This is a genomic window from Synechococcus sp. PROS-U-1, from assembly GCF_014279755.1.
Classification (GTDB): Bacteria; Cyanobacteriota; Cyanobacteriia; order PCC-6307; family Cyanobiaceae; genus Parasynechococcus.
In genome coordinates, this window is sequence record NZ_CP047951.1 from 1736751 (window position 1) to 1760435 (window position 23685).

Annotated in this window: 28 protein-coding genes and 1 pseudogene; 15 read left to right on the forward strand and 14 right to left on the reverse strand. The window is 58.2% G+C overall.

Translation table 11 applies throughout. The features are described 5' to 3' along the window. Positions 1–29: 29 nt before the first annotated feature. The 4 genes and pseudogenes from SynPROSU1_RS09660 to hisA all read right to left on the reverse strand — a co-directional run bounded on the left by SynPROSU1_RS09660 (position 30) and on the right by hisA (position 3541). The gene (locus SynPROSU1_RS09660) at positions 30–596 is read right to left on the reverse strand and encodes a thylakoid membrane photosystem I accumulation factor (protein WP_186570318.1); all 567 of its coding nucleotides are present in this window, start codon (positions 594–596) and stop codon (positions 30–32) included. Between the two features lie 15 nt (positions 597–611). Further along, positions 612–2210 carry a DUF3685 domain-containing protein gene (locus SynPROSU1_RS09665; RefSeq protein WP_186572343.1) on the reverse strand — a complete coding sequence of 533 codons (1599 nt, stop codon included), beginning with the start codon at positions 2208–2210 and terminating at the stop codon, positions 612–614. A 67-nt stretch (positions 2211–2277) separates the two neighbouring features. Continuing rightward, positions 2278–2645: pseudogene (locus tag SynPROSU1_RS09670) on the reverse strand (Fur family transcriptional regulator). A gap of 128 nt (positions 2646–2773) precedes the next feature. Then, positions 2774–3541 carry a 1-(5-phosphoribosyl)-5-[(5-phosphoribosylamino)methylideneamino]imidazole-4-carboxamide isomerase gene (gene hisA, locus SynPROSU1_RS09675; RefSeq protein WP_186570319.1) on the reverse strand — a complete coding sequence of 256 codons (768 nt, stop codon included), beginning with the start codon at positions 3539–3541 and terminating at the stop codon, positions 2774–2776. A gap of 71 nt (positions 3542–3612) precedes the next feature. Between hisA and SynPROSU1_RS09680 the strand changes: the two genes are divergently transcribed. After that, positions 3613–4533 (forward strand): NAD-dependent epimerase/dehydratase family protein, encoded by a 921-nt coding sequence (locus tag SynPROSU1_RS09680; RefSeq protein WP_186570320.1) that lies wholly within the window; start codon positions 3613–3615, stop codon positions 4531–4533. Here SynPROSU1_RS09680 and SynPROSU1_RS09685 read toward each other — a convergent pair. After that, the gene (locus SynPROSU1_RS09685) at positions 4502–5038 is read right to left on the reverse strand and encodes a CDP-alcohol phosphatidyltransferase family protein (protein WP_186570321.1); all 537 of its coding nucleotides are present in this window, start codon (positions 5036–5038) and stop codon (positions 4502–4504) included. The genes SynPROSU1_RS09680 and SynPROSU1_RS09685 overlap by 32 nt on opposite strands. A 31-nt stretch (positions 5039–5069) precedes the next feature. Here SynPROSU1_RS09685 and SynPROSU1_RS09690 point away from each other — a divergent pair, with 31 nt between their 5' ends. Further along, on the forward strand, positions 5070–5543 hold the full coding sequence (locus SynPROSU1_RS09690; protein WP_186570322.1) for a CBS domain-containing protein: 474 nt from the start codon (positions 5070–5072) through the stop codon (positions 5541–5543). Between the two features lies 1 nt (position 5544). Here the strand turns inward: SynPROSU1_RS09690 and SynPROSU1_RS09695 are convergent, their stop codons facing one another. After that, on the reverse strand, positions 5545–6708 hold the full coding sequence (locus SynPROSU1_RS09695; RefSeq protein WP_186570323.1) for a hypothetical protein: 1164 nt from the start codon (positions 6706–6708) through the stop codon (positions 5545–5547). Between the two features lie 85 nt (positions 6709–6793). Between SynPROSU1_RS09695 and SynPROSU1_RS09700 the strand changes: the two genes are divergently transcribed. From SynPROSU1_RS09700 to SynPROSU1_RS09720, 5 genes are all read left to right on the forward strand, one after another. Continuing rightward, the gene (locus SynPROSU1_RS09700) at positions 6794–7255 is read left to right on the forward strand and encodes a L,D-transpeptidase (RefSeq protein WP_186570324.1); all 462 of its coding nucleotides are present in this window, start codon (positions 6794–6796) and stop codon (positions 7253–7255) included. Positions 7256–7287: 32 nt separating this feature from the next. After that, a complete protein-coding gene (locus SynPROSU1_RS09705; protein WP_186570325.1) occupies positions 7288–7557 on the forward strand; it encodes a hypothetical protein in 270 nt (89 codons plus the stop codon). Positions 7558–8188: 631 nt separating this feature from the next. Next, positions 8189–8398, forward strand: coding sequence for a hypothetical protein (locus SynPROSU1_RS09710; protein WP_186570326.1), 210 nt, complete (start codon positions 8189–8191; stop codon positions 8396–8398). Between the two features lie 222 nt (positions 8399–8620). Beyond that, on the forward strand, positions 8621–8785 hold the full coding sequence (locus SynPROSU1_RS09715) for a hypothetical protein (RefSeq protein ID WP_186570327.1): 165 nt from the start codon (positions 8621–8623) through the stop codon (positions 8783–8785). A gap of 28 nt (positions 8786–8813) precedes the next feature. Continuing rightward, on the forward strand, positions 8814–9062 hold the full coding sequence (locus tag SynPROSU1_RS09720) for a hypothetical protein (protein ID WP_255444618.1): 249 nt from the start codon (positions 8814–8816) through the stop codon (positions 9060–9062). A 2588-nt stretch (positions 9063–11650) separates the two neighbouring features. Here the strand turns inward: SynPROSU1_RS09720 and SynPROSU1_RS09730 are convergent. The 4 genes from SynPROSU1_RS09730 to pdeM all read right to left on the reverse strand — a co-directional run bounded on the left by SynPROSU1_RS09730 (position 11651) and on the right by pdeM (position 14575). Further along, the gene (locus tag SynPROSU1_RS09730; protein ID WP_186570329.1) at positions 11651–11890 is read right to left on the reverse strand and encodes a hypothetical protein; all 240 of its coding nucleotides are present in this window, start codon (positions 11888–11890) and stop codon (positions 11651–11653) included. Further along, positions 11883–12452, reverse strand: coding sequence for a 4'-phosphopantetheinyl transferase superfamily protein (locus SynPROSU1_RS09735; RefSeq protein ID WP_186570330.1), 570 nt, complete (start codon positions 12450–12452; stop codon positions 11883–11885). The genes SynPROSU1_RS09730 and SynPROSU1_RS09735 overlap by 8 nt, the downstream gene beginning before the upstream one ends. A 3-nt stretch (positions 12453–12455) precedes the next feature. Further along, entirely contained in the window at positions 12456–13829 is a 1374-nt protein-coding gene (locus SynPROSU1_RS09740; RefSeq protein ID WP_255444901.1) for a hypothetical protein, read from the reverse strand. Between the two features lie 71 nt (positions 13830–13900). After that, positions 13901–14575 carry a ligase-associated DNA damage response endonuclease PdeM gene (gene pdeM / locus SynPROSU1_RS09745; protein ID WP_186570332.1) on the reverse strand — a complete coding sequence of 225 codons (675 nt, stop codon included), beginning with the start codon at positions 14573–14575 and terminating at the stop codon, positions 13901–13903. A 356-nt stretch (positions 14576–14931) separates the two neighbouring features. Here pdeM and SynPROSU1_RS09750 point away from each other — a divergent pair, with 356 nt between their 5' ends. Next, the gene (locus SynPROSU1_RS09750) at positions 14932–16005 is read left to right on the forward strand and encodes a transporter substrate-binding domain-containing protein (protein WP_186570333.1); all 1074 of its coding nucleotides are present in this window, start codon (positions 14932–14934) and stop codon (positions 16003–16005) included. 9 nt (positions 16006–16014) lie between these two features. On the opposite strand, the gene SynPROSU1_RS09755 is transcribed toward SynPROSU1_RS09750, so the two are convergent. Further along, on the reverse strand, positions 16015–16251 hold the full coding sequence (locus SynPROSU1_RS09755; protein WP_186570334.1) for a CopG family transcriptional regulator: 237 nt from the start codon (positions 16249–16251) through the stop codon (positions 16015–16017). 84 nt (positions 16252–16335) lie between these two features. Here SynPROSU1_RS09755 and SynPROSU1_RS09760 point away from each other — a divergent pair, with 84 nt between their 5' ends. From SynPROSU1_RS09760 to SynPROSU1_RS09770, 3 genes are read left to right on the forward strand one after another with little or no spacing between them, the layout of a single operon-like run. Next, positions 16336–16938, forward strand: a complete 603-nt coding sequence (locus tag SynPROSU1_RS09760; protein ID WP_186570335.1) for a PCC domain-containing protein — start codon at positions 16336–16338, stop codon at positions 16936–16938. Further along, positions 16916–17170, forward strand: coding sequence for a DUF6737 family protein (locus tag SynPROSU1_RS09765; protein WP_186570336.1), 255 nt, complete (start codon positions 16916–16918; stop codon positions 17168–17170). The genes SynPROSU1_RS09760 and SynPROSU1_RS09765 overlap by 23 nt, the downstream gene beginning before the upstream one ends. Beyond that, entirely contained in the window at positions 17167–17670 is a 504-nt protein-coding gene (locus tag SynPROSU1_RS09770) for a WbuC family cupin fold metalloprotein (protein ID WP_186570337.1), read from the forward strand. The genes SynPROSU1_RS09765 and SynPROSU1_RS09770 overlap by 4 nt, the downstream gene beginning before the upstream one ends. Here SynPROSU1_RS09770 and SynPROSU1_RS09775 read toward each other — a convergent pair. Then, on the reverse strand, positions 17656–17856 hold the full coding sequence (locus SynPROSU1_RS09775) for a hypothetical protein (RefSeq protein ID WP_186570338.1): 201 nt from the start codon (positions 17854–17856) through the stop codon (positions 17656–17658). The two genes, SynPROSU1_RS09770 and SynPROSU1_RS09775, sit on opposite strands and share 15 nt — an antisense overlap. A gap of 43 nt (positions 17857–17899) precedes the next feature. Beyond that, complete coding sequence (locus SynPROSU1_RS09780) at positions 17900–19435, reverse strand: NAD(P)/FAD-dependent oxidoreductase (protein WP_186570339.1); 1536 nt, start codon at positions 19433–19435, stop codon at positions 17900–17902. Positions 19436–19479: 44 nt separating this feature from the next. Between SynPROSU1_RS09780 and SynPROSU1_RS09785 the strand changes: the two genes are divergently transcribed. Next, the gene (locus SynPROSU1_RS09785; protein WP_186570340.1) at positions 19480–20031 is read left to right on the forward strand and encodes a rhomboid family intramembrane serine protease; all 552 of its coding nucleotides are present in this window, start codon (positions 19480–19482) and stop codon (positions 20029–20031) included. Here SynPROSU1_RS09785 and SynPROSU1_RS09790 read toward each other — a convergent pair. After that, positions 20022–20753, reverse strand: coding sequence for a peroxiredoxin-like family protein (locus SynPROSU1_RS09790; protein ID WP_186572345.1), 732 nt, complete (start codon positions 20751–20753; stop codon positions 20022–20024). The genes SynPROSU1_RS09785 and SynPROSU1_RS09790 overlap by 10 nt on opposite strands. Here SynPROSU1_RS09790 and SynPROSU1_RS09795 point away from each other — a divergent pair. From SynPROSU1_RS09795 to SynPROSU1_RS09805, 3 genes are all read left to right on the forward strand, one after another. Further along, entirely contained in the window at positions 20752–20994 is a 243-nt protein-coding gene (locus SynPROSU1_RS09795; protein ID WP_186570341.1) for a DUF1651 domain-containing protein, read from the forward strand. The genes SynPROSU1_RS09790 and SynPROSU1_RS09795 overlap by 2 nt on opposite strands. Positions 20995–22225: 1231 nt before the next feature. Continuing rightward, entirely contained in the window at positions 22226–23203 is a 978-nt protein-coding gene (locus tag SynPROSU1_RS09800; RefSeq protein ID WP_186570342.1) for a hypothetical protein, read from the forward strand. Positions 23204–23431: 228 nt separating this feature from the next. Next, on the forward strand, positions 23432–23680 hold the full coding sequence (locus SynPROSU1_RS09805) for a hypothetical protein (protein ID WP_186570343.1): 249 nt from the start codon (positions 23432–23434) through the stop codon (positions 23678–23680). Positions 23681–23685: the final 5 nt, after the last annotated feature.

Consider the following 23685-nt stretch of genomic DNA (forward strand, 5'->3'; position numbering starts at 1 on the left):
GCAGCGTAGGCGGCGTGGCGATGGGCGTCTTAGTTCGCCGTGACTTCAATGTTCACTTCGTTGAAACTGCCTTCCTGATCAATCCGCCCCAAATCAGGAGCCGGAAGGCCTGTGGAGGTGCTGATGGCGTCGTTGATCACCGCCAGAGGAACCTGGCCGCTCTGATCGAAGACAACCCTGCCATCCGATCCAATCACGACCACCTGAGGAATGGCTCCTGACCAGTAGGTGGCAGGGTCACCAGCCCCGAGTGCTTCTCGTCCCTGGAGTGGATCGGTCGTGAGAGGCAGCAAATCGATGCTGCGGCCCCAAAGCCGTTGCAACTCCGACACCACTGGAGCGAAACGTTTGCTGACGGAACTGTCGTCCAGGTAATAGATGATCACTGCAGTGCGTCCCTCAGCGAGGGAGTCCTCCAGGGTGTTGGCGGGAGGAACCAAAGAGCCGTTGCCGGCATAGAGGGCATAGATGTTGCCGTCGTAGCTATCGCTGTTCAACACAGCGCCCGCTGGGGCGACATAGAGCAGAAGCGCGATCGACACGGTGATCAAACAGCGCACCAAAGCAAGCATCGAGCCGAAGCAGCGGATCGCCATTGTGGACCCAGGGGCCTAACTGCGGCCGAGGCTGCGACCCATTCCCTGGGCAATGCCACGACCAACCAGACCGATGGCCCTGCCGAGCACCTGGGTCAGCAGGATGACGGCAAGATCGCCAATGCGACGGACCACGGCCTGCACCTGGGGTGCAAGGGCATCTCTGGCTTCCAACAGCAACGCCACCTGCCGCTGCCACCAACCGAGCTGGTTCAACTCGTTGTCCCGGGGCTCCGTCAGCAGCAGCGGTTCGATGCGACCAGCTCGCAACTGATACAAGGTGCGCTGACTCTCATAAAGCTGGATTGGACGCTCAACCCAGTCGGCCCAACGCAGCTGGGTGTTCAAACGGTTTCTCAGGCGATCGAGTTCCCGGGTCGCCAGGAGGGGATCCCGCAGGAGATAACGACGCAGCTCAGGCCAGTCACCACAAGCATCAAGAAGTTCTGCACCAATCAGTTCAGCCGTTCTGACCAGCCAATTGCTGACCAAGGTTTCCAATTGCAGGAACGCCCTGGGGTCATCGGCCGGCAACAGCAAGCCGTTCACCAGCATCGGCTGATCCGCCACCAAGGGAGCCAGCATTCCCGTTGGATCCGGAAGCTCTCCATCCTCACCGGTGAGATCAGCGCGCCCCAGCAATGAAGCCACGACCGGCTGCAGGTCACCATTGCAGGGGATCTGGACATAGCTGCCCGCCAGCGCAGTCAGTGCCTGCTGCCGTAACTCGGGCTGCAGAGCATTCCATGCCTGCGCCATCGCCGTTCCGTCCTGGCGGGTACGCAGGCGTTGCAAGACCTGGTCGAGCTGTTGCAACAAGGCCAGAAGCAACTCCCGGCGGCGCTCCGGGTGCAAGCCCTCAATCGCTAGAAGACGGCCGGTGGAATTGGTTAGTCCAGCCTGAACCGAGTCATCAATGCGGTCGCGGATGGCATCCCAAACAGCAATGGCATTGCGTTCTCTGAGACTGATCGCCGTGGTGCTTGGTGACCCAGGGGAAGGAGGCGCAGTGGGCTTCAGGGGTTCTGCATCCTCGAGACCCAGTTGGAGTGGCCCCCAGAGCCAGAGCAGCAACCCTTTGGCGAACTGAAGTTCGCGGCGACGACCCTGCAGCAGAGCGAAGAGCAACGGCTGCTCCGGCGGCGGATTCAGCATGGCTTCTACCAGCTGGAGATCGCGACTCACCTGCTGCAACCCACTGACCAAAAGCCATTGCCCCAAGCCCATGGTCTGGTCTTGGCTCGCGGCCTCCGAGGGAGCCTCCAGACGGATGTCCCGCCCCCCCTGCAGGAGGGTTTCAATGGCGTTCTGCAGGCTTTGCCAATCAGCATTTTGCAGCAAGCCAGCCGCTGGCAAACCCAGCAGCTGCTCCCGCGACAAGCGGATCTCGCTGGGGAGCAGCAGCAGGACCGGAGCAGGTTGCCAACGCTCCTGCAACGCGAAAAGCTCCTGCTGAATCGCCGCCAACGAAGCGACGCGATCGATCGACCAGATCACCAGAGCCGGAGAACCCTTCAACCGATCAGGGCGAAGAAGCACCTCCCAATCGTCGCGGGCGGACGTGAGTTTCAGCGCCAACGACTCTCCGAGCAGATCCGGAGCGAGCAGCAACATCCGCACCGGCGAAGGAGAGGCCAAACGATGAACCCAAGCAATTGGGCTCAAGGTAACGAGCTTCTGCTCAATCCTCCAGGGTGCGCCGGCCGTTCAATTGCAGCGTGTACGACTCGATATGGAAGCCGGTGTGCCGTTCGATCTGACGCAACAAGTCGTCGGGAAGAACCACGTCGATTCTTCGATCGAACCGCTGTCCAAACAGGTGAGATGGCTGTGGGGATCGCTCCTGTAGCCATACAAGCGACCACTCGCGCGGTCGAGACACTCGATCACGCCTGCGGACTGAAGGGCTTCGAGGTTTTGATAGACCGACGTATGGCCGATGCTCCGGCCCCTCAGGTTCAGCTGTTCAAAGATGTCTCGAGCACTGAGGTGGCTCTTTTCACTCCAGAGCAGGTCGAGCACCATGCGTCTCTGGCGGCTGAGCCGCATCCCCAGCCGACGACATTGCTCAAACACCTCCTGCAAGCTGCCCGGAGGGGACGGCGTGCTGGTCTTGGTGGCGGCTGCTCTTAGCACAAGGGTTGCCTGCTGTTTCAACCATAAGGCCCAAGACCAGCTCAGGCGATGTCTGCAGCCACGGTGGTGACGTCCTGAAGCCTTGCCGCACCGATTGCAGCGATGGCTTCGCTCAGGACAACACGACCGTCGTACAACGCTCTGCCCACGATCACCCCTGAAACACCGAGGGGTTCCAGCGGCAAAAGCGCCAGAAGGTCAGCCATGCAACCGATGCCACCTGAGGCAATCACAGGAACAGCGCTGCATTGCGCCATGGTCCTCAAGGCATCCAGATTGGGGCCGGCAAGGGTTCCATCGGTGGCGATGTCGGTGGTGATGATCGCCGCAATTCCGGCAGCACTGAACTGCTGGGCCAGATCCGTTGCCAGAACATCGCTCTGCTCGATCCAACCCCGGGTCGCCACCCGGCCATCGTTGGCATCAATTCCCACAACGATTCGACCGGGATGGCGTTGGGCCAACTCCTGCACCAGAGCCGGCTGTTCAATAGCCACCGTGCCAAGGATGACCCGATCCAAGCCACAGGCGATTAAGTCCTCCGCACGTTCGAGCGAGCGGACACCACCTCCAAGCTGAACAGGAATGTCGAGGGCTTCGGTAATGGCCCGCACCGCAGCGTCGTTCACCGGCTCGCCACGTTTGGCACCATCGAGATCCACCAGATGCAACCGGCTCGCCCCTTGGCTTTGCCAGCTGAGGGCCTGAGCGACGGGATCTTCACTAAAGCGGGTGACCTGGTCGTAATCCCCCTGATGAAGCCTGACGCAGGCTCCATCGAGCAAATCAATGGCGGGAATGATCTCCATTGTGATCGGACCAGAGACCCTCCATCCTGCAGCGCCACGCTTCAATAGCTGCGCTTTTCGGGCCCAAATGCATGAAGATCCTGGTGATGGGGGGAACCCGCTTCGTGGGCAAGCCCCTGGTGGCCCGTCTACAGGCCCAGGGCCATGCACTCACCCTGTTCACCCGCGGCAAGAACGCTGTACCCGCGGGTGTGGAACACCTCTGTGGCGATCGCAGCAGCGATGACGGTCTGAGCGCGCTGCAGGGCCGAAGCTTCGATGTGATCGTCGACAGTTCCGGACGCAAACAAGAGGACAGCAGCCGGGTGGTGGCCATCACCGGGGCCCCCAGCCATCGCTTTGTCTATGTGAGTTCGGCCGGGGTCTATGCCGACTCAGAGCAGTGGCCCCTGGATGAATCCAGCCCCACCGACCCACAGAGCCGTCATGCCGGCAAGGCCGAGACCGAAGCGTGGCTACGGCATGAAGGCATTGCTTTCACCAGCTTCCGGCCGACCTACATCTATGGCCCTGGCAACTACAACCCCGTCGAGCGCTGGTTTTTCGATCGCATCGTTCACAACCGACCGATTCCGCTCCCCGGCGACGGCAGCACCATCACCCAACTGGGCCATGTGGAGGATCTGGCTGAAGCGATGGCCCGTTGCATCGAGGTGGATGCTGCAGCCAACCGCATCTACAACTGCTCCGGGAAACAGGGCATCACCTTCAAGGGACTGATCCGCGCAGCTGCAGTGGCTTGCGATCGCGATCCTGACAGCCTTGAGCTGCGCAGCTTCAACCCCAGTGATCTCGACCCCAAGGCCCGCAAAGCCTTCCCTCTGCGGCTCAATCACTTCCTCACCGACATCACCCGGGTGGAACGCGAACTGGCCTGGCAGCCCAGCTTCGACCTGGCCAAAGGCCTGGCCGACAGCTACACCAACGACTACGCCCTGAACCCAACCGCTGCGCCGGACTTCAGTGCTGACGTGGCGCTGATCGGGGAGTGATGTAACCCAGAGCTGAACTCAGAGCCAGGGCGAGGGAGGGCCAGAACAGCCACCAGCCCAGGCTCTGCAGCCCGGGAGAACCGATCCAGACGGACGGCCAGAGCATCAACAGCAAGCTGACGAACTGCAGGATCGTCTTGGCTTTTCCCGACAACGACGCCGGCGCCCCATCACTGGCCTCGGCCCGCCATCCCGAAATCATCAATTCACGGGCGAGCAGCAACCAGATGGCCCAGAGCGGGAGCACAGCAGACGACGCCAGCCAGAGCAACGGTGCCGCGATCAGCACCTTGTCGGTCAGGGGGTCCAGACGCGCTCCCCAGCTGCTTCCGCCACCGGCACGGCGCGCCAACCAGCCATCTGCTGCATCACTGAGACCGGCCAACAGCAGCAACCACCAGGCCCAGCCCTGCCAGCCCAGCTGCAACGCGATGACGAGAGGTAGACCGGCAACCGCTCGCGCCACGGTGAGTCCGTTGGCGATCGAGCGCAAAGGCAGAGACAACGCTCAGAATGCGGACAGCTGAACCCTGATCATGGTCCTGCAGCTCACGGTGGCTGATGTGATGACCCAACCCGTTCTGACGGTCACGCCGGACACCCCGTTGCAGCAAGCCGTCCAGATGATCAGCGACCACCACGTCAGCGGCTTGCCGGTGGTGGATCCCGAAGGGCGTCTGATCGGCGAACTGACGGAACAGGATCTGATGGTGCGGGAGAGCGGTGTTGATGCCGGCCCCTACGTGATGCTGCTGGACAGCGTGATCTACCTGCGCAATCCCTTGAACTGGGACAAGCAGGTGCACCAGGTGCTCGGCACCAACGTGAGCGATCTCATGCGCAAGGATTCCCACAGTTGTGGCACGGATCTACCGCTCCCCAAGGCGGCATCCCAGCTGCATGAACGGGGAACGCAGCGCCTGTTCGTTCTCGACGGGAACCAATGTCCCGTCGGCGTGATCACCCGAGGAGATGTGGTGCGCGCCCTCGCCTCCCATCAAGACGGCTGATTCAGCCGGCCGGTCGAATCCCGATAGCGATCGGTTGAATCGACCGGAAGCGGACGAAGTCACCCACCTTGAGCTGGGCGAGCGGGTCTCCGTTGAGACCAGGACGAACGTCGAGGTTGTGGATCCCTCCGAAAGGACCGCGCAGGCTGAGTTCGTGGTCTTTCTCGGAGACCTTCACCACCTCAGCAGTTCCGGTCCCCATCGCCACCCGGGCTCCCTTGCGCACTTCACCAAAATCCTCGGAGAGGATCACGTCGTCACGGGTGAAGCTGAGGCTGCTCGCGGAGCTTTTGCTTAGGTCCACCACGAGGCCATCGAGGATGTCGATGATCACTTCATCACCGTTGCTGACCCCCGCTGTTTTGAGCCCGCCACCCATGGTGATCAACAGGGTGTGGCCGTAGGGACTCTTCAGCTCCATCACCTGTTGATCGGGCTTGAACTGCAGCAGCGTTCCCGTCACCTGCGAAAGCTCGAACGCCTCCAGCAGCTCGGCTTTCAAGCTGGTGCGGCGATCAGCGACAGCACTGAGCAACGGTTGTTTCTGCGACGCACCCGACGTCTCAGCAGGAGTGGAAACACGGTCAATGTCCACCGCCACCGGCTGAATCAAGCGGAAATCCACCAGATCCCCTGCCTTGAGAGCAGGGAAGAGATCACTGCCACTGGGCATCACAACATCCAGGTTGTGGATGCCTCCCAGCGGTCCCATCAGGCTGAGGCTGCGGTCGGTCGCCGACACCTTCAACACCCTTGCTGTACCTGAAGCCAGGGCAACACGCATCCCTTTCTTCAAGGGACCCATGTCCATCGGCATGTAGATGTCTTCGCGATCGAAGCTCAGCGTTGTCGCCTTGCTGCGCTCCAGATCAACCACCAAGCCATCCAACAGCGAAACGTCCACGCGATCTCCTTTGCGGAGGCGCAGTGGAGCCATGTCGATGCCAACCGTGACGATTTCCTTGTGACCTTCCGGATCGATCACTTCGATCACCTTCTGCTTCGGCAGCACGGCATTAACCACACCTCTCAGGTGGGTGACTTCAAAACCGGCCAGCTGCTCGGGCGTGAATCCTGCCCTGGAGGGCATGCTGAACGCCAGGGTCGACACCACAGCAGCCGCCCCAGCGGCCAAGACACGGCTGATTCCGAAACAGCGGGTCATGGTTCGGGCGTATGCAAAGCGACGCGCTGACGCTAGCCCCTTTCGGATAGGTCAAAATGCCTGCGGTCGCCTGTTGCGCAAACCGATGCAGCTTCGTTCACTCCTCTTGACGGCGGCGTTGGGCCTGGGCGCAATGGCCGCGGTTCCGGCGCAAGCCGAAACCACCATTCAGATCAGCCTCAAGAGCAGATATCTCACCCTCCTCGATGACGGAAAGGTGATTGGGAAGTACCCGGTTGCCATCGGCGCACCGGAATCACCGACGCCAGCGGGCAGCTACGCCGTGACAAAAATGGATCCCCAGCCCGTGTATCACAAGAAGGGCAAGGTGATCGCGCCTGGCCCGAAGAATCCCGTCGGGGTGCGCTATGTGGCCTACGTGCAGATCGGAACAGGCGAGTACGCCATCCACGGAACGGCCTGGCCCAACTGGGTGAAGATGCGAGCAGCTGTGAGCCTTGGCTGCATCCGCATGCTGAACACCGACGTGATTCAGGTGTACAACCGCATCAAGGTGGGCACACCGGTGGTCGTCACCAGCAACTGATTCCTGATTCCTCATTCTCCATTTCAAGTCCGATGCTGCGCTTCCTACTGATCGCTTGTGTGGTTGCTGTTTCTCCCGTCATGGTGCAGGCCAACCCAACAGCCGAAATCCAGGAAAATAACTTTCTTGATCTCGTTGATGGCGACGGAAACGTGCTGATCCAGGCTCGAGGTGTTGATGCTGTCAATGCAGAAGCACGTGCTCAAGGCCTGGCGTTCCCGGCACTTGGCTATTGGTCTCCTGAAGGCCACTGCTTTGTGAGGCCTGCTCCAGGCGACTGCAACGGGGTGTTCAAGCGCTGATCGCTTTTCCAAAACAACGGACAAGCAGAGCTCAGATTTTGCAGAGAGCTGAAAGGCTGACAAAAAGTTAGCGCCTGAGATCTTGCCCAAACACAATCTGTTGAGCCAGGGCCGACGCAACTCAGTATTCCGCCTCAACGCAAAGATTATCAGAGGCCATAAACAACAGCATTGCTTTAACGAATCGATTAGTTTGTTAGTTTTTTAGAGGGCAATCCATATCTCAGGAGTAGATTTTCTTGACTCACTCCCTCAACACATAGGAAACAATGTTGAGAGTGAGCCCCTGAACACTGGAGCTGATGTGATGGCAGACAACCAAAATCAGATTGGAATTACTGCGATGAGGATTCAATCTTTTGGGCTGCAGAGGCAGGTTGTATACGGTTATCAACGCGCAACGGCGAGAACAAAAAGAGGTTGCCTGCCACCAAGCCGGCGGTAACAACGACAGCCACGAGAACCTCTAAACCTTCTGACGTTTTGGCTTGCATCGTTCAAGCATGCGCCTTTGCATTGCCGGTGGCGAGGCATTATCTGCTTTTCAACTTGACACAGGGAATGGGGTCCGTTGATACGTCATCTGAAAAGTGAAGAGGGTTACGACAAAGCAACAGCTGCGGCCCACCTCGTGACGTTGACCACACAGTTCCACGACGACACAGGCGATGTGCCTCCGATCAAGTTCGAAACCGGGCATCAGGGGAAGGAAGCAGAGCGCTTGACCCAGTTCATTTGGAACCGGGTGATGCGACTGCTCCTAACCGGCAAGGAGCTGGAAGCCAATTCCCTGTTAGAAGAATTTGACGAGCCACCTCTTTGGGACGACCCACTCGACTAAGCCATGGGAACTCCACTAACGCAGTGGCTGCAGTTGGTTGTCTGGGTCTTGCTAGCAACAACGTTGATTTGCCTGAGCGCAACGGGCGTTTTCTGAGTTAGGCCACTGAATACGCAGCCTTAACAGCAACTCTCCGTCATTGTGGTTCGGCCTGCAGGCGGCTATCCACCTCACAGCTGGGCAAAGCTCTTGCGAGATTTACATCGTCGATATTCATCAAAAATGACAACCGAAATCCGAAATTGGGCCGTCGTTGCTGCAGCGATGGAGACCCGGGGTGCAACCAACAGCGATATGTATCGCCGCGCCAAAGCCCTTGCTGCCGGAGAGGCCGACCCAATGCCAACGAGCGATCCCGCGGCACCTTTCAGCATCTCTGCAGCCTGATCAGCCGCTAACGCACAACAGCCCTGACTTGAATCCAGGGCTGTATCGACACTTACATTTTCCAATGACCAACCACCACTTATCTATGGAACAACGGTTCCATCTCGAAGCAGCATTCAGGGAGATCGACAGCTGTGACAATATTGAAAAGCTTCGATCACTCACGAAGCAGATCATTACGGCGCAGGAGAACGAGAAGGCATTTACCCGCGAGGCGGTGCAACAAATCCGGAAGGAGATGGAGACTGTCGCCAAGAAGCGATTCGGCTTCAACTAGGGGCAGCATTGAACACCTGGATTGGCTCGATCAAGTGAGTGTCTATCGCAAGCTTCCGTGGTGGACGTTGTAAAAAACAAATAGTTTCACACCGTGAGTTCTCATCAACATCTCGGTGCTGGTCATGATCTGGATGCGGACCTCGCTTGATGCAGGTCTCGCCTGATCCCCGTCGACAAGGTGCTGACATCGACTGAGAGGCAGAGCCAAAGCCACGCAAAAGAGATGCGTTCAGCATCAGTTCGTTGCCTGAGACGATGACAAGCTGGCAACCATTGAAGGCGTGTGGCTGGAGCAGGTGCAGTTGTCATGCTTGAGGACATGAATGACAGACATGAACAGAACGGCCAAGCAGTGGCCGTTCGTCCAGCATCAACAGGGTCCTAGCCTTCCAAATGTTCATGAAGATACCGAGATCGGGTATCACCCGGAACCTACTTAAACAAGTATGTAAACAAGCGGGGCGAGAACAAATAGGTCCTTAATCTCCATCGTCCAAGCGGTTCGAATGAATCCAGCTCATTACCTGCCACCCAAGGGCTCCATCATGATTGTCAATCAGAAGCCGAAGAGGAGGTGGCAAACCGCGATCAAAGCAAGAGAGCAGCAGCTCATTCGATTAGCCGAAGAAGCACTTGCCTCAAGACAGGAGAGGAAAGTGGTTAATTTTTTGGGTTACAACGACGTCGATGTCGCAGCTTGAATCGATTAACAGCCCAAAGAGAGTGAAAGTGCACTCGAGTCGATCCTTGTTCATCACTGCGTCCACGCCAGAACAAACAACGGTTTTGCGATTGGCGGGCAACAAGGAAGGTCGCCCCTGTCAGCGCGGTGACTTCACGTTGGCGCTCTTTGCAGATGATCGAAGCATCTGGCTATTGGGCTGACGAGACCATCCAGGGATCTCTCAACGCTTGCTCGGCTGGACCGTCGTCAGCCGACATCAGCATTTCGACTCAAAAGCGTCGCAAGAGATACCAAATGGACTACGTTGCCCCCACGCGAAGGGCTTCATTGAACGAATCCAAATTTGACTTGGCAATTGGTGAAAAGAACCGTCAGCTAGCCATGGGGATTTCGTTCAGCACAGCAGCCATCGGTGTCTTCATCCTCCTGGCATACCGCGTTGGGACCTGTTGCTCCTGGTTTGCCTCGGCTTAAAAACCCAAGACCTGCAGGGCAGCCTCCAAAGCTCCGAGACCTAAAAGGAAGACCCCGGCAAGCAGGGCGACGTCTTTTTTTGAGTTAGCCACTGAGAAAACCGAAGCTCCCACTGATGCCCACACGGCAAATCTAAAGACAATTGAAAGGACGGATATTGCGAACGATGTAGTTCTCAACTTCGTTCTGTAAACCCACTGCAGCGCAGGGCAGGCCCGCCGCTATGCCGACTTTGGCTTTCTTTATTCCTACCAAGAAAGACAACCAACAAAGCCGCTCAAACCTTATTTTCAGCTCCTTAGAGAATCCGCTAACAGCAGCAGCGTCGTCGCCCCCATCAGCCATCCGAAAGAGCGCATGGGCGATCGACCCTTTGGCAATGAGCTGTTGAACCGATTTCTTTTGTACCGAGCGGATACACAGTGAAAAGGTGGCAGTTCATAGGCCTGCCTCATGCGTCGTGAGAAGGAGAGGCAGGGGTGGGACCTTGCCTTTTTACTGACCATCTCATGGAGCATGACCAGATGACATTTCAGTGGCTCATGGCAGGCTGCAGGATCGCCAAACGCCTGACAGCTGCTGACGAACCAGCCTTAAACCGCGCAGCAAGAAAACTCCCGACGTGATCTGCGGCTTCTCATCACCATCTTCCAGGCCACACGTCTCGGATACCGTCGTCGACTCCAGTGCACGGTGTTGGGTCAAGCCGGTGCTCAGGTCTCCTTGAAGCTGTTCTCCAGGAGAGCACTGGAGCTAGACGCCTGGGTGCTCAAACAAAACAGTTGCTAGCTCCGTCTCGGATAGTTCAGCGGGCTCACGCGGCTGGATCTCCCTGAGGGCTGGCGCATCTGGGAGTCGGAACGCTTTCTCTAGATCCTTCTTCGTGGCACCAAATGGGTAGGTCATAAAAAAGAGGACCGCCCACGGCCCCCTCGGAACGACTGGATGACGCATCCCTGCGCCTCCGTTACATTAGTCAACAAAGCTTTGTAACGAGAGTCATGGTCATCACCACCCAAGACCTGCTTGTCCTGTTCGGCAGCTTCGGAATGGCCCTTTTCGCCTTAAACATCTACAAGCTGACGAAGCCTGCCAACGGCTGATCAGCCGCAGGAGTTGCAACACCAGGGAGTTTCACCTGCGGGGCAGGCTGACCTGATACATCGTGTGGTCGGAGTGTTTCCACTGCACGAGATGAAGACGATTGATTTGACTGTTTTCCAAACAATCCCAGATTGTTGTCCCGGATAGTGTTGCCATCGACCAGACATCTCCCTGACTCTTCATCTGCTTGCGATTGCGATCTTTCCATTCAGTCCAATTAATTTTTGGATACGACCCAACATGCTCACTCAGAATCACCACAGTGAATTCCACTGAATCTGAACCAAAATTGCCCTGAATTATAAGTTATTGAAGCCCAATTCTTAGCTACAGGAAGCTGGTTTACGCCAGATCCGCCAAACGAGCCAGCCCGTCACCCCGAGCCAGAGGAACGCTACGGCCGAAAGGATCGGAACGACGATCAGATAGCTCCAGACCCCCAGGGCCATCCAGGCGAGCAGGGACGTGAGCAATGCCTTCTGGAAGTTGTTGGCCTCGGCAAGACGTTGCTGAAAACGTGATCTCACACTGCTGCCGGATGCTCCACCCCTTTCTTTAGCCACGGATGCACTCAGCGACAGCAATGCTGAAGCCCTCCTGCGTCCACAGGCTCAGGGCATAGCTCGCTCCATGCAGCCATGCCGCGGCCCCGTTCGGCGCAATGATCACATTGGCGAGTCCGCCGCCAAGCCCGAGACCCGCAGCCTTCAATACGGCTTCCTTGGCCGTCCACGCCTGAATCAGCGTCCAGTGCTGCAGACACACCGTCGCTTCCGAGGCGGAGGCAAACAACCGTTGGGTCAGGAGCTCGGAGGCCACTCGCAAGGGCCGGTCGAGCGCTTCCACGTCAATGCCAATCGGATCTGGCCCCACCACACCGATGCTGAGAGAGCGGGTGTTGGAAATACTGTGATGAAGCTGGTGAGCACGAACCTGAGGCTTGCCATAGATCGTGCGGCCGATGTCATCCAGGCCGACGACATGACCGGCATCAGCGAACAACCGGCAAGTGAGCGAGTCGCTCAAGGCCCTCTGCTCAACACGCGTCGGGAGATTGGGGTAACGAGCCACCAAGACACGGCGTTGGGTGTCGGGGATGGGCCACCAGGACCAAGCGGCTTCCAAAACTCAATCCGGCACGACCGGGAGGGGCGCCGGCGGGAGGGGTGGAAGATCCGGTGGCGGCGGCGCCCCCTCCAGGAGATCAGAGGCCACTGCATCCGCCGGCTCCGCCAGGAGAACCTCGGCGGGATTGACCGTTGGCTCATCAAGGACGACTGGCGGTGGCAGATCGGGGGGTAACGGGGCAAAAGGCTGCGGATCGATCCAGCTGTCATTCGGATCGGGCTCCACAGGATCTAGCTCCCTGATCAATGCCGGCTGCTCCCGCAAGACCAAGGGATCCGCCGTGATGGGTGGTTCTCGTAAAGGTGCTCGATCCACATCGACCCCGCCGTCTCTGGCATCGGCTGGGGCCCTGAGCTTGGAAGGGGTTGATGGAGCCCAAATCATCCGAGCCAGTGGTTCGATGCCCTGTTCCATCACCCTGTTCAACCCTGCCAAGGCTCGATCGGCGAGATGGTTCCCAAAAGACGTCACGCAGTCGGCAGGGCCATTGCAGGCCTCATCCATCACCAGTTTTGGCGTCAAACCGGCGATCAGATTGCCCTGCAGAGGGATCTGGCGGGAGCTCAACCGGAGCATGTAGGGGACGTGCACAAAACTGGTCGCCCCGCCACTAATCCAGTTCGCGTCCTCTTCGGTGAATCCCTTGACCCCTGGAATGATGAACCGACTCTTCGAGGCATGGTCTGGCATGTAGGCCGCGAGGTACCCCCTACGACGGGCCAGCTCTTTGCTTTGCTCCAGAGTCAGGCCATCACGACTCATCAGAACTTCCATGTGGCCGTCCTGACGCAGGCCCATCACCATGCGGATGCGCGGCAGGTAATAGCGGATCCGCTGGCCCATGCTGATGCTGTAGGCACCCTTGTAGCTATCGGGCGGAGCCTCGATGTCGTTGTAGAGGCTGTGCAGGCCGCCGATAAAGGTGTCATAGGTGCGGCTGCGGGCATCGGTCAGCTCCCCGTAGCCGAAATCAATGCTGCCGTCGTGGCGGATGCCGACGTAGGCCCGTTGGCGGGAAGCCGTGCGGTTCCGGCCACGCCAGACCTTGCCGCCAAATTTGAGGTCACCAAGGGGAACAGTGATCTCACGTCCGGCGTTATCGACATGGCGCTCATACATCGGACCGGACACATAGGCCAGAGCTGCGCTGTCCTCGTAGGCGTCCTGTTCGCGATCCCAGCCTTCCAGCAACCCGAACCGCACCCGCCTTGGATCGAGATCCAGGGCGTAAACCTCATCATCGGGGATGTAGCGGAACGGCTCGGCATCAAGCAGTCTCTGCTGAGCTGAGCTGACGGCCCGGGCTTCGCGATCGGACCGCTCGGGGGCGACAGGGGCCAGAGCGATCAATCCGCCAAACACCACAAACGGCATCAGCAGCAGCAGCCAGCGCTTGCGGAGCCGCCTGCTCCGCTTGGGTCGGGTCCGCAGCTCAGCAGGCTGAGTCACGCGATCCTTCGCTCTCGGTTTTGGGGGAGTGGATCGAACCAAGGAACGATGGAGCCTTCAGCAACCAGCCATTGCCGGTAACGCTCGCCGCAGTCATGGCCTCCCGTCAACTGCCCGAACGCGGGAATCACCAGACGCGGACCATGCGGATCAAAGGCGAAACACGGCAAACGCAACTGATCCGACCGGCTACGAAGCCTTGTCATGGGATGCAAATGGCCACACACATTCAACAAACCTGGCTCCGGAACCCGTTCAGGGGCATGACTTAACCAGAGATCGCCAAGTCGCTGTGATGGCTGCTGGGGCAGGCCTTCTATCCAGCTGCCGCAGTCATGGTTCCCACCAATGAGCACGACCGGACAACCACAGAGATCAGGCAATGCCAGCAACGTGTCGCGCAGCGGAGCTGTGATGCCAATCCTGGCGTGAACAAGATCACCCAGAACAAACAATCGCTCAGGCGACCAGGCATGGCACAGGGCCAGCAATGGATTCAGGGTTCCTTGATCACCGTCACTGGGGATGGGAACGCCATGGGCCTGGAACACCTCGGCCTTGCCGAGATGCAGATCGGCCACAAACAGCTCACGCCCTTCAGCCCGCCATAACGCTCGCTGGGGCAGAAACGTCAGCGGGCTCTTGCCCCAGAACCACTCCAGTGAGGTCATCAACAGGTCAGATCGCGGATGTGTAGCGCTGGCTGCATCTGATTCACGCCGTCGTGCCTCAATCTTTAGAGACTCCCAAGAAACTCATTGTGGCGCGGAGCGAGAGTCCACACCAGCTCGCGATCGCAACCCTGCGAACGCTGGAACAACGGTTAAGACTTCTCGAAGCACAAGGGCGTTATGAATGCGCCTATGCCCTGAGGATGGAAATCGCCGACTGGTTGCTCGGTAACAGGGATGCCAATCTGGCTGTACCACTCCTTCCCTGACCTTTCCATGACCATTGCCCTGCTGATCGCGCTGGCGGGTTCCCTGGCTGCAATGGCCGTGATCGTGCGTCGCCTGGAACAGCGCTGATGCCAACCGCTCGACGCTGGTCCTTCGTACTAGCGCTCGCCTGTTTCAGCAGCGCACTTCCTGCGCAGGCCGACCAGCTGAAGGTCGGGGTCAGTGGATCGCCTCCCTTCGTGATCAGGAACGGCGACCACATCAGCGGCATCAGCCTCGAGATCTGGCGGCGCGTCGCCGAAGACAGCAACCTCAACTATGAGCTAATACAGCAGCCGACTCCCAAAGCCGGCATCGAAGCGGTGGAGATCGGAGATATCGACGTGCTCGTCGGCCCGATCAGCATCACCTCCCGTCGCCTTGCCATCCCAGGGATTGACTTCACCCAGCCCTACTTCCTGAGCAAGGAGGGCATTCTTCTTCCCCTCAAGACCCCATCCATTTTCAGTCGCTTCCAGGTGTTCTTCGGCTGGGCCGTTATCTCCTCGGTTTTGGTGCTGGTCAGCGTGCTGTTGGTGGTCGGCAGCCTGATCTGGATGGCCGAGCGGCAAAAAAACAGTGAACAGTTTCCCCGCGACTGGCTTCCCGGCATCAGCAGTGGCATGTGGTTTGCCCTGGTGACCTTGACGACGGTGGGCTACGGCGACAAGGCACCCATCACGCGAACCGGCCGTGGCATTACAGGAGCCTGGATGGTGATCTCGCTGATCGCGGTCTCATCCCTCACCGCCAGCCTTGCGTCAGCGTTCACGCTGTTCCTTTCAGGAGCCACCGAAACAGCGATCGATAGTCCTAAACAACTCAGCAGCCGCCGGATCGCCGTCGTGGAAGGCACCGATGGCATGGAGCTGGCTGAAAACCGGGAGATGCGCGTCGTGCCAGCTCCCAACCTCGACCACGCCGTTCAGCTGGTGCTGGATCGAAAGGCCGATGCCTTGATCTTCGATCGACACTCCCTTCGCTACCACCTCAAACAACATCCCAACCTTGCCGTTCGGATCGCACCGTTCACCTTGTCGGATGAGACCTACGGATTCGTGCTCAAGCCCACCAGCCCGCTGCGCACGCCGATGGGAGTTTCGATCCTGAAACTTCAACAGAATGGAGAGGCGGAAGCCATCGCTAACAAGTTTCTGGATTGATTCGAGCCACTAGCCCAGCGGGCGATGACGACGCAGGGCTTCTTCGAGCAGATAAGCGGCCAAATTGCCGCAACTGCGCCCCTCGGCGAGGGCATGCCGCTTGAGGTCATCCATCACCCCTCGGGGCAGGGTGACGTTGATGCGCTCTGAACCGGCCGCATCCGCCACCGCAGCCGTGCTTGGGGCCATGGCCTGACCCTCGATCCGCTGCTGCAACTCCTGAACCAGGTCTTGAAGGAGGGGCACGATAACGTGAACATATCCACCCAATAAAAGCACAATATCGTGCGAAACAGGATTGCGTAATCTTGAGCACCCTTTTGAGGCGCCATGCGTTCCCTGCCGCTGAAGCTTGCTCCCGGCAGTGATCTGCGCCTCAGCCTTGAAGAGCTGGCCCAGCGGGACGGCATCAGCGGCTTTGTTCTCGGCGTGGTCGGCAACCTCACAAAGGCGTCGTTTCAATGCCCCGGCCAGGCCAACCCCACCGTGCTGGAGGGAGACCTCGAAGTCATCACCCTCAATGGAACCCTCTCTCCTGAGGGCGTTCATCTGCACCTGAGCCTGTCGGATGGGGCCTGTCAGGTTTGGGGAGGCCACCTGGAGCCCGGCACCATCGTTCAAAAAGGAGTGGATCTCCTCATTGGTGTTCTGGAGCAACGCGACGGCAGCCCCGAGCAACAGTCGTCGACACCACGCCTGGAGATTGCGGTTCTTCCCGGATGCCCGTGGTGCAGCCGCGCACTTCGCATCCTGAGAACGCTTGATCTGCCCCACACCGTCACAACCATCAACGACGACGCAGCCTTCCAGGCCGTGCAACAACGCAGTGGGATGACCACCTTCCCGCAGGTGTTCATCGACGGATCAGTCATCGGTGGCTACGACGATCTCGCCGCCATGCAAGCCGCCGGTGAACTCAACGCCCTCCGCTGAACCTGCGAAACAGCCACCCCCGGAGCAGCCGCCGTTCTGGTCTCTGAAACCCTGGTGGTGCCAGCCATGGTCCATCGTCTCGACAGGAGTGCTGGTCGTGGGAGGGTCCTGGGGTCTGCTGCATCGCCTCTGGATCAGCCTTCCAGTGGCGGTTGGAGTGTTGGTGTGGTGGCTCCTGTTTCTGGTGCTCGTCCCCGCCGCCTACCGATCCGCTGCCGAACAAAACGGATGACGTCCTCGCCCTTTCGCTGCATCAACCAGCAGCTGTTCGCCCGGGTTGCCGCCGAAGCCCGGCAGCATCCCCGTCTGCGCCTGAACCACAATTTTCACCAGGAGCAGGATCCGGTTCAGCGTTTCCTGAACGTGCTTCAGCCCGGCACCTATGTGCGTCCCCACCGCCACCGGCGCAACGGTTCAGGCACAGGCTTTGAATGCTTCCTGGTGCTGCAGGGAGCCATCGGCTTGCTGCTGTTCAACGGGGAGGGCGACATCCAGCAGCAGCTTCATCTCAGCGCCGCTGGGCCCACCCATGGGATCGAGGTTGAAGAAGATCAGTTCCACACCCTGGTGGCCCTGGAGGCCGACAGCGTGATTTTTGAGCTGAAGCAGGGGCCCTATCAGCCCGCTCAAGACAAGAACTTCCTCAACCACTTCCCCCTAGAGGGCACACCGGAGGCGGCCCTGCAGGAGGCGCAGTGGCGCGACTTGCTCTCAAAATCAAGCGTGCCGTGACGCTTGGCGGAAGCGCTGCTTCTCCTCGAGCAGTTCCCCCTCCAGCTGCTCAATCAAACGACTGACCAACGCCTGAAATTCCGGTTGGCAGCCCCGAAACGCCGCCTTGTGACGGATCGGTTCGTTGCGCATGCGCAGATCGGTCAGCATCAGCTGCAGCGAATCAATCCGGGCGTTGGAATTCATGGACTGCGACAACTTTCCGAAGGGAGGTTATGACGCAGCTGTTTCAAAGCTCCAGCTCACGCAGTAGATCGTTCTGCGTGTCCCGGCCGAGAACGGCATGGGCCGCCATGGCACCACTCGCCGCTACGGGAGGGATTCCGATGCCGGGGAAGGTACTGGCCCCACAAAGCCAGAAATTGGCAAGGGGCGTCGTCACCCCAGGGAACAACCCTTCAGCGGCTGAAAGCGCAGGGCCATAACTGCCTTGATGCACGTTGAGGAAATGGCTGTGGGTCAGCGGCGTTCCCTCCATGATCAACTCACAGCGCTCGCGGATGTCGGGGATACGGCGCTCCAGCACGCGCCAGAACACAGCGCATCGCTCCTGTTTCATCCGCTGATACGCCGCGCTGCCGCGATCAAGGTCAGCCCAGAACTCCCACGGTTCGCTAGCGGGGGTGTAGGCATGCAGCACATGGCGACCCGGCGGCGCCATGGTGGGATCCAACACCGACGGAATCGACAACACCACGGCATTGCGCTCGGCGTCGATCCCCCGCTCCCAGTCGTCGACCCAAACGGTATGGATTGGCAGATCCTCCAGACCGGTGGCATCAAAGCCCAGATGCAGGTGCAGAAACCCGTTGCAAGCCGGCGTGGCCTGGCGCTGACGCTGCCACTTCGGCGCAACAGACGCCGGCAACAGAGCCAGGGTGGACCAGATGTCGGCATTACAGATCACCTGCCGCGCCGCAATCTGCGTGCCATTGGTGAGCGTCACGCCCACGACGCGATCCCCCTCCGTATGCAGCTGTTGCACAGCGACTCCCGTGTGCAGACTGCCGCCATGGGCCTTCACTCCACGCACCAAGGCCTCAACCACCGCAGCACTGCCGCCAACGGGATAGTCGAGATGGGCCTCCGGTTCAAACCATTCGCCGAACAGCGTGGCCATGGCCGCGGCATTGGTGTCTCCCATCGGCATGCCGCTGATCAGGAAGGCGAGGAGATCCACCCAATGGCGCAGGAAGGGATCACGCAGGTGACGATCCACCAGAGGCCCGAAGGAACCGGAGAGATGACGCATCGCCGCGAGGTGCGGCAACAAGCGCCCCCCGCGCTTCAGCAGTTGCGCCATGCCATCCACCCCGGGGCGCAGGGCCAGCAGAGGCAGAGCATCGGCGGCGGCGGCGATCGGCCGAAGCGACTCCACAAAACGCCGCCATTCGGAAGCCACTTCGGGGCCGCGCAAGTCGCGGACCACGGCCTCGAAATCGTCGTGCCCCACGGCGATGCGCAGGTCCCCTTCCGGCAAGAGCACATCCCAGGTGCGATAGGGGATCACCTCCACGGTCTGGTCCAGCGCACGCAGCACCTGCGCTAGGGGATTGCTGCTGGGCCAACGCCCCAGACCACTCCAAAGAGACGGCCCGGACTCGAAGTGATAGCCCTGGCGCTGAAATCCATGAGCGGCCCCTCCTGGCTGGTGATGGGCTTCCAGCACCAGCACGTCGCGGCCAGCACGGGCACAGAGGCCAGCGGCACACAGTCCGCCGATGCCGCTTCCGATCACGAGGACGTCGACGTCGCTTCTGAGCATTCGTGCAGCACGAGCGTCATCATTGTGGTCATTGGTGCTGGACGATGCGCGGTCGACTGCTGCTTCCCGTGCTGATCCTGGCGGTGGCCTGGGGACAGGAGCTGATCGACCAGCTGATCTTTGCGGGGCAGTGGAACCTGCCGATGGGCCCGGATCAACCCTGGTGGGGGGTCCTGACCTCCCCCATCAGTCACGCTGGTTTTGGGCATCTCATCTCAAACAGCCTGGCGTTTCTTCCCCTGAGTTGGCTGGTACTCAGCCGGGGAATGCGCGATTACCTGAGCGTCTGGCTGTCGGTGCTGCTGATCAACATTCCTGTCGCGCTGTTCTGGCCCGCCCGCAGCCATGGACTGTCGGGGGTGGTCTATGGATTGCTGGGCTACCTGCTGCTGATCGGCTGGCTGGAACGTCGCATCCTGTCCATCGTCCTGGGGCTTGTGGCGTTCTGGCTCTATGGCTCAGCACTGATCGCCCTGATCCCCGGCGTTTCACCCGCCGGCGTGAGCTGGATCGGCCACAGCGCAGGCTTCATCGGCGGGTTGGTGGCGGCCCTTGCGGTGTATCGCGAGCCCTCCACCGATGGCGGTCAGCTCTGAGACAAGACCGCGTCGAGAAACGCCAATGGGCGATCCATGGTGGCGGAATAGCCCAGCAGGCTTTGATCACGATGGCTGTAGATCACGCTGTCATCCCCATCGAGCAGCACAGTGGCACCGCGCTGGGTGATGTAGTCGTCACAGGGCACGTAGGTGCGCCAATTCCGGAGCACTTCGTTCATGTTTCGCAGTCGTTTGGTGGCGAGCTCAAATGGTCGCTGAAACCCTTCACCACCGGCCCGGCGGAACAGAGCGCCACGGAAGCGCGGCAACGGAAACGCCTCGACCCACTCCTCATCGTCGAAAATCTGGGCGGCAGAGCGATCACCGATGTAACCACGCAGCACTTCGCCCAGCGTGCCCGGTGAGCCCACACCAGCGCACATCAGCAGAAAGCCAGGCCAGGGCCCACCGGGCAGCTGCAACCCGGATTCCAAACCCAGAGATTCATGCAACAGCGGTGATGCGTCGGCGATCAGCTGCTGAAAGGGAAAGCCCGTGAAAGCAGCGAACCGCTCGGCGCTGGCGCCGTTGCCAATGCCAAACAGCTGAACCTTGACCCCAGCCGCCGCCAACTCGGGAAGCCTCGGCACCAATGCCTGGGCGTATTCGATCGAGTCGAAATCTCCCAACTGGCCCAAGACAACAACAAGGCGCTTAGAACCCGTTGCCATATCTGGGATTTCAGCAAGACGGTCAAGCAGTGGCTGAACTGGAATCATGGCCATGTTGACAAAAAGGGCTGTTGTCAACGGCAGCGTGGCAAACATCGACATCCAGCCGTGTGATGACCAGCTCCACGTCCATGCGATCCAGCACCATCGCCTCCAGCAGTCGCTTGTTGTTCCGCGCCGCCCGCCTGAGCCGATGACTCGCAGGCGAATGCTTCGCCATAACGCCATCGAGGTGTTGGACAAGATGCTGAAAACAGGCTGGCGACGGTGCAGGCCGCCGGTGCGGTGATCAGCGAATAACTACCTTCTGAATAGGGCAGTATTCATTCGCCATCTGGCGTAAGACTGCAGCGACTCCATGAGTGTTGCGGAATGCTTGGTAGATAGCCAATTGATTGTTTAGGTCTTGGCAGCTCTTGCTTTTGAAATCCATGTGAACAGTTCAGAGAACTGACTTAACGCTGGCCTTGGTTAGCTATGGATTGAAGTGTGATCTGGCACCAATTAACGACGCCTGATCACGCCACCCAATCAATCGGGCCCCATCCACCGTCGAGGAACTCACGGCAGTCCCACCTCATCGGTGATGGTGGTGGTCGCTTGGCGTCGTCCCGCCCAGCGGCACTTTCAGTTTCCGGAGGAGCGATAGGGATACCGCTCTTTTTTTGTGTCTTGCTGATACAGAAAGCGGTAATTCCGCTCATGACCCGCTGCCCTGATCCGCCTTAGAACTGGGATGAGGTCAGAGACCGATGAGCAGTAACCAGGTCTCAATGACCTTCAGGGGGGCGCGACGCCCCCCTTCTCAATGCGCGCTTCTACGGATGGCGGCATAGGCGTGGATAGAGAGTATTAGGTCAACCCTCCGTAAGGGGGTCCAATGCGTCGAACAGAGCAGAGGGTGGGACCTCTGCTTTTTCTTGGGTTGCTGACCCCATTAGTCGTTTGGTCGTAATGGCGACGACCAGTAGGTGAACCCCGCGTAATTCTTTGGGTGCTTCTTCGGTGAAGGGGCAATGCGTCGAACTGGGAGGGGGTGGGACCTCTCCTTTTTTCGCAGTATGTAAAGCGCACCCACGGCACCCCTGACCGCCTGAAGAGGGTGGTGCCGCTGGAGAGAGTCCAGCGTTTTCGACGCGTTCGACCCCTTGTTGCTGGCGGCACTCCCTGCCGCCCTTTTTTATTGCTTGAGCAGAGCGGGGAACACTCAAGTCAGTCACGACTGATCCATGACCAGCGACACCCGCCTTTTCCCATGGATTCACTAGTTCTTTACTGCAATAGGGAGCCAATTAAATGCCTACTAAAATATATTTATATGTTTAAATCAGATATTTCTTTCAATACCAAGTTTCACTTGTTGATTATAGTAATTAATCCGGTTCCGAGAGGGTGCTATGAAAAATTTTCCATCATCGCACCCATTGCCAGGCTTATCGTATTTTGGAACATAGACTGTAATTCATGATACCGCTTTTTGGGCCGCCCCTTCTACATTGAGATTTCCTGTCACTGGCTAAATGAAAAATCTTCCTAAGTGGAACGCGCGTGAAGCGCAAATCTTTTTACAGGCTATGAATTCAGTCGGCAGCCTTGATGCCAATGGGAGTCCAGAAGCTATTATTCTTGAATTCATAAAATCAGTCCAAAGTCATGTTCTCCATAGCGATATTGATATTCAATACTTAGAGTCAATGACACCAGCCGCATGCGCAGCACTTATTAAGGACGAAGATAAAAGGTTTCAATTAATACAGATACTGATCTTGATGCCCTACGTAGATATGAGCCTAAATTCACAAATGATTGACATGGTTGATGAGTATGCAAATGCATTTGGGCTTAATCCAAATACTTTAAGAGACTTGCACAAGGTCAAAGATAATCATCTAAAGCGTCTTTTATGGGACTATGGACGTCGCTCAATGGATGAATTTCTTGGTTTGAACTCAGCGCCAAAGCTTGTCAAGGGATTTGTCGATGCTATTCATCAATCAGTTGGCGACCCAATATTAGCAAGCAAGTATAAGGGTCTCGTAAATTATCCCGAGGGGAGCCTTGGGCATTCAATTTTTTTTTGGTATCGAGATAGGGAATGGCCGTTACCTGGCGAACATAAAAGCATGTCAGAACTCTTGATAAAGCATGACTGCTGTCACATTCTTGGAGGATTCAATACCGATACATATGGCGAAATAAATGTAGCCGCATTTCAAGCAGGACTCTTTAGCGACGGGTTTGGATTTGAATCTTTGCTAGAGGTAATTTTGGATTTTCATCTAGGGAAGAAGTTTTCGACTGTAGGCGATATTATTCCACCATCAACTGGTTCCTTTGTTCCCGATGATGCAATGGCTGGCTATGAAAAAGGGTTATGTTGTAATGTCAATATCATCCAGGACCTTGACTTCTGGTCTGTTGCCAATGTGCAAGTATCTGCTATCAGAGAAAACCTCGGAATTCCGAGAATAGATGGCCCTATTTTGATTAAGCCTTGATTACCGTATCACCATCTCGTGATTATTAAATATCGAACCCAAAATCTCATGAAAATGTGACCATCCGCCAAAACCCATTGAAATCAAGGTTGTTGCTTTATTCACATCCATAGTCCCGAGAATTTCAATTTTATACCTTGCAGTACTTTTCCTTTAGCTCGCTTGCAAGGCATGGTGCGTCATTGCTTGTGCAGAGCGGGGAACACTCAAGGCAGTCACGACTGACCCATGACCCGCGACAACCGCATTGCCCTTTTCCTCATGGAGGAGCTGGTTGCTGCCCTACGCGTCAATGACCCTGATGCCTTCCGAGGCTTGCTGTCCGAGGGCATTCAGAAGCTTGGAGTGACAGAGGTGGAGGAGATGCTGCTGGTCTGGCTCTATTCGTTCCTGACTGCGGAAGAGCAGAACAGGCTGCTGGGTTGGCAAGGGCGTGGTCTTCAGATGACGCGGAGACGCGGGTCGAATGAGCTTTAGTGATG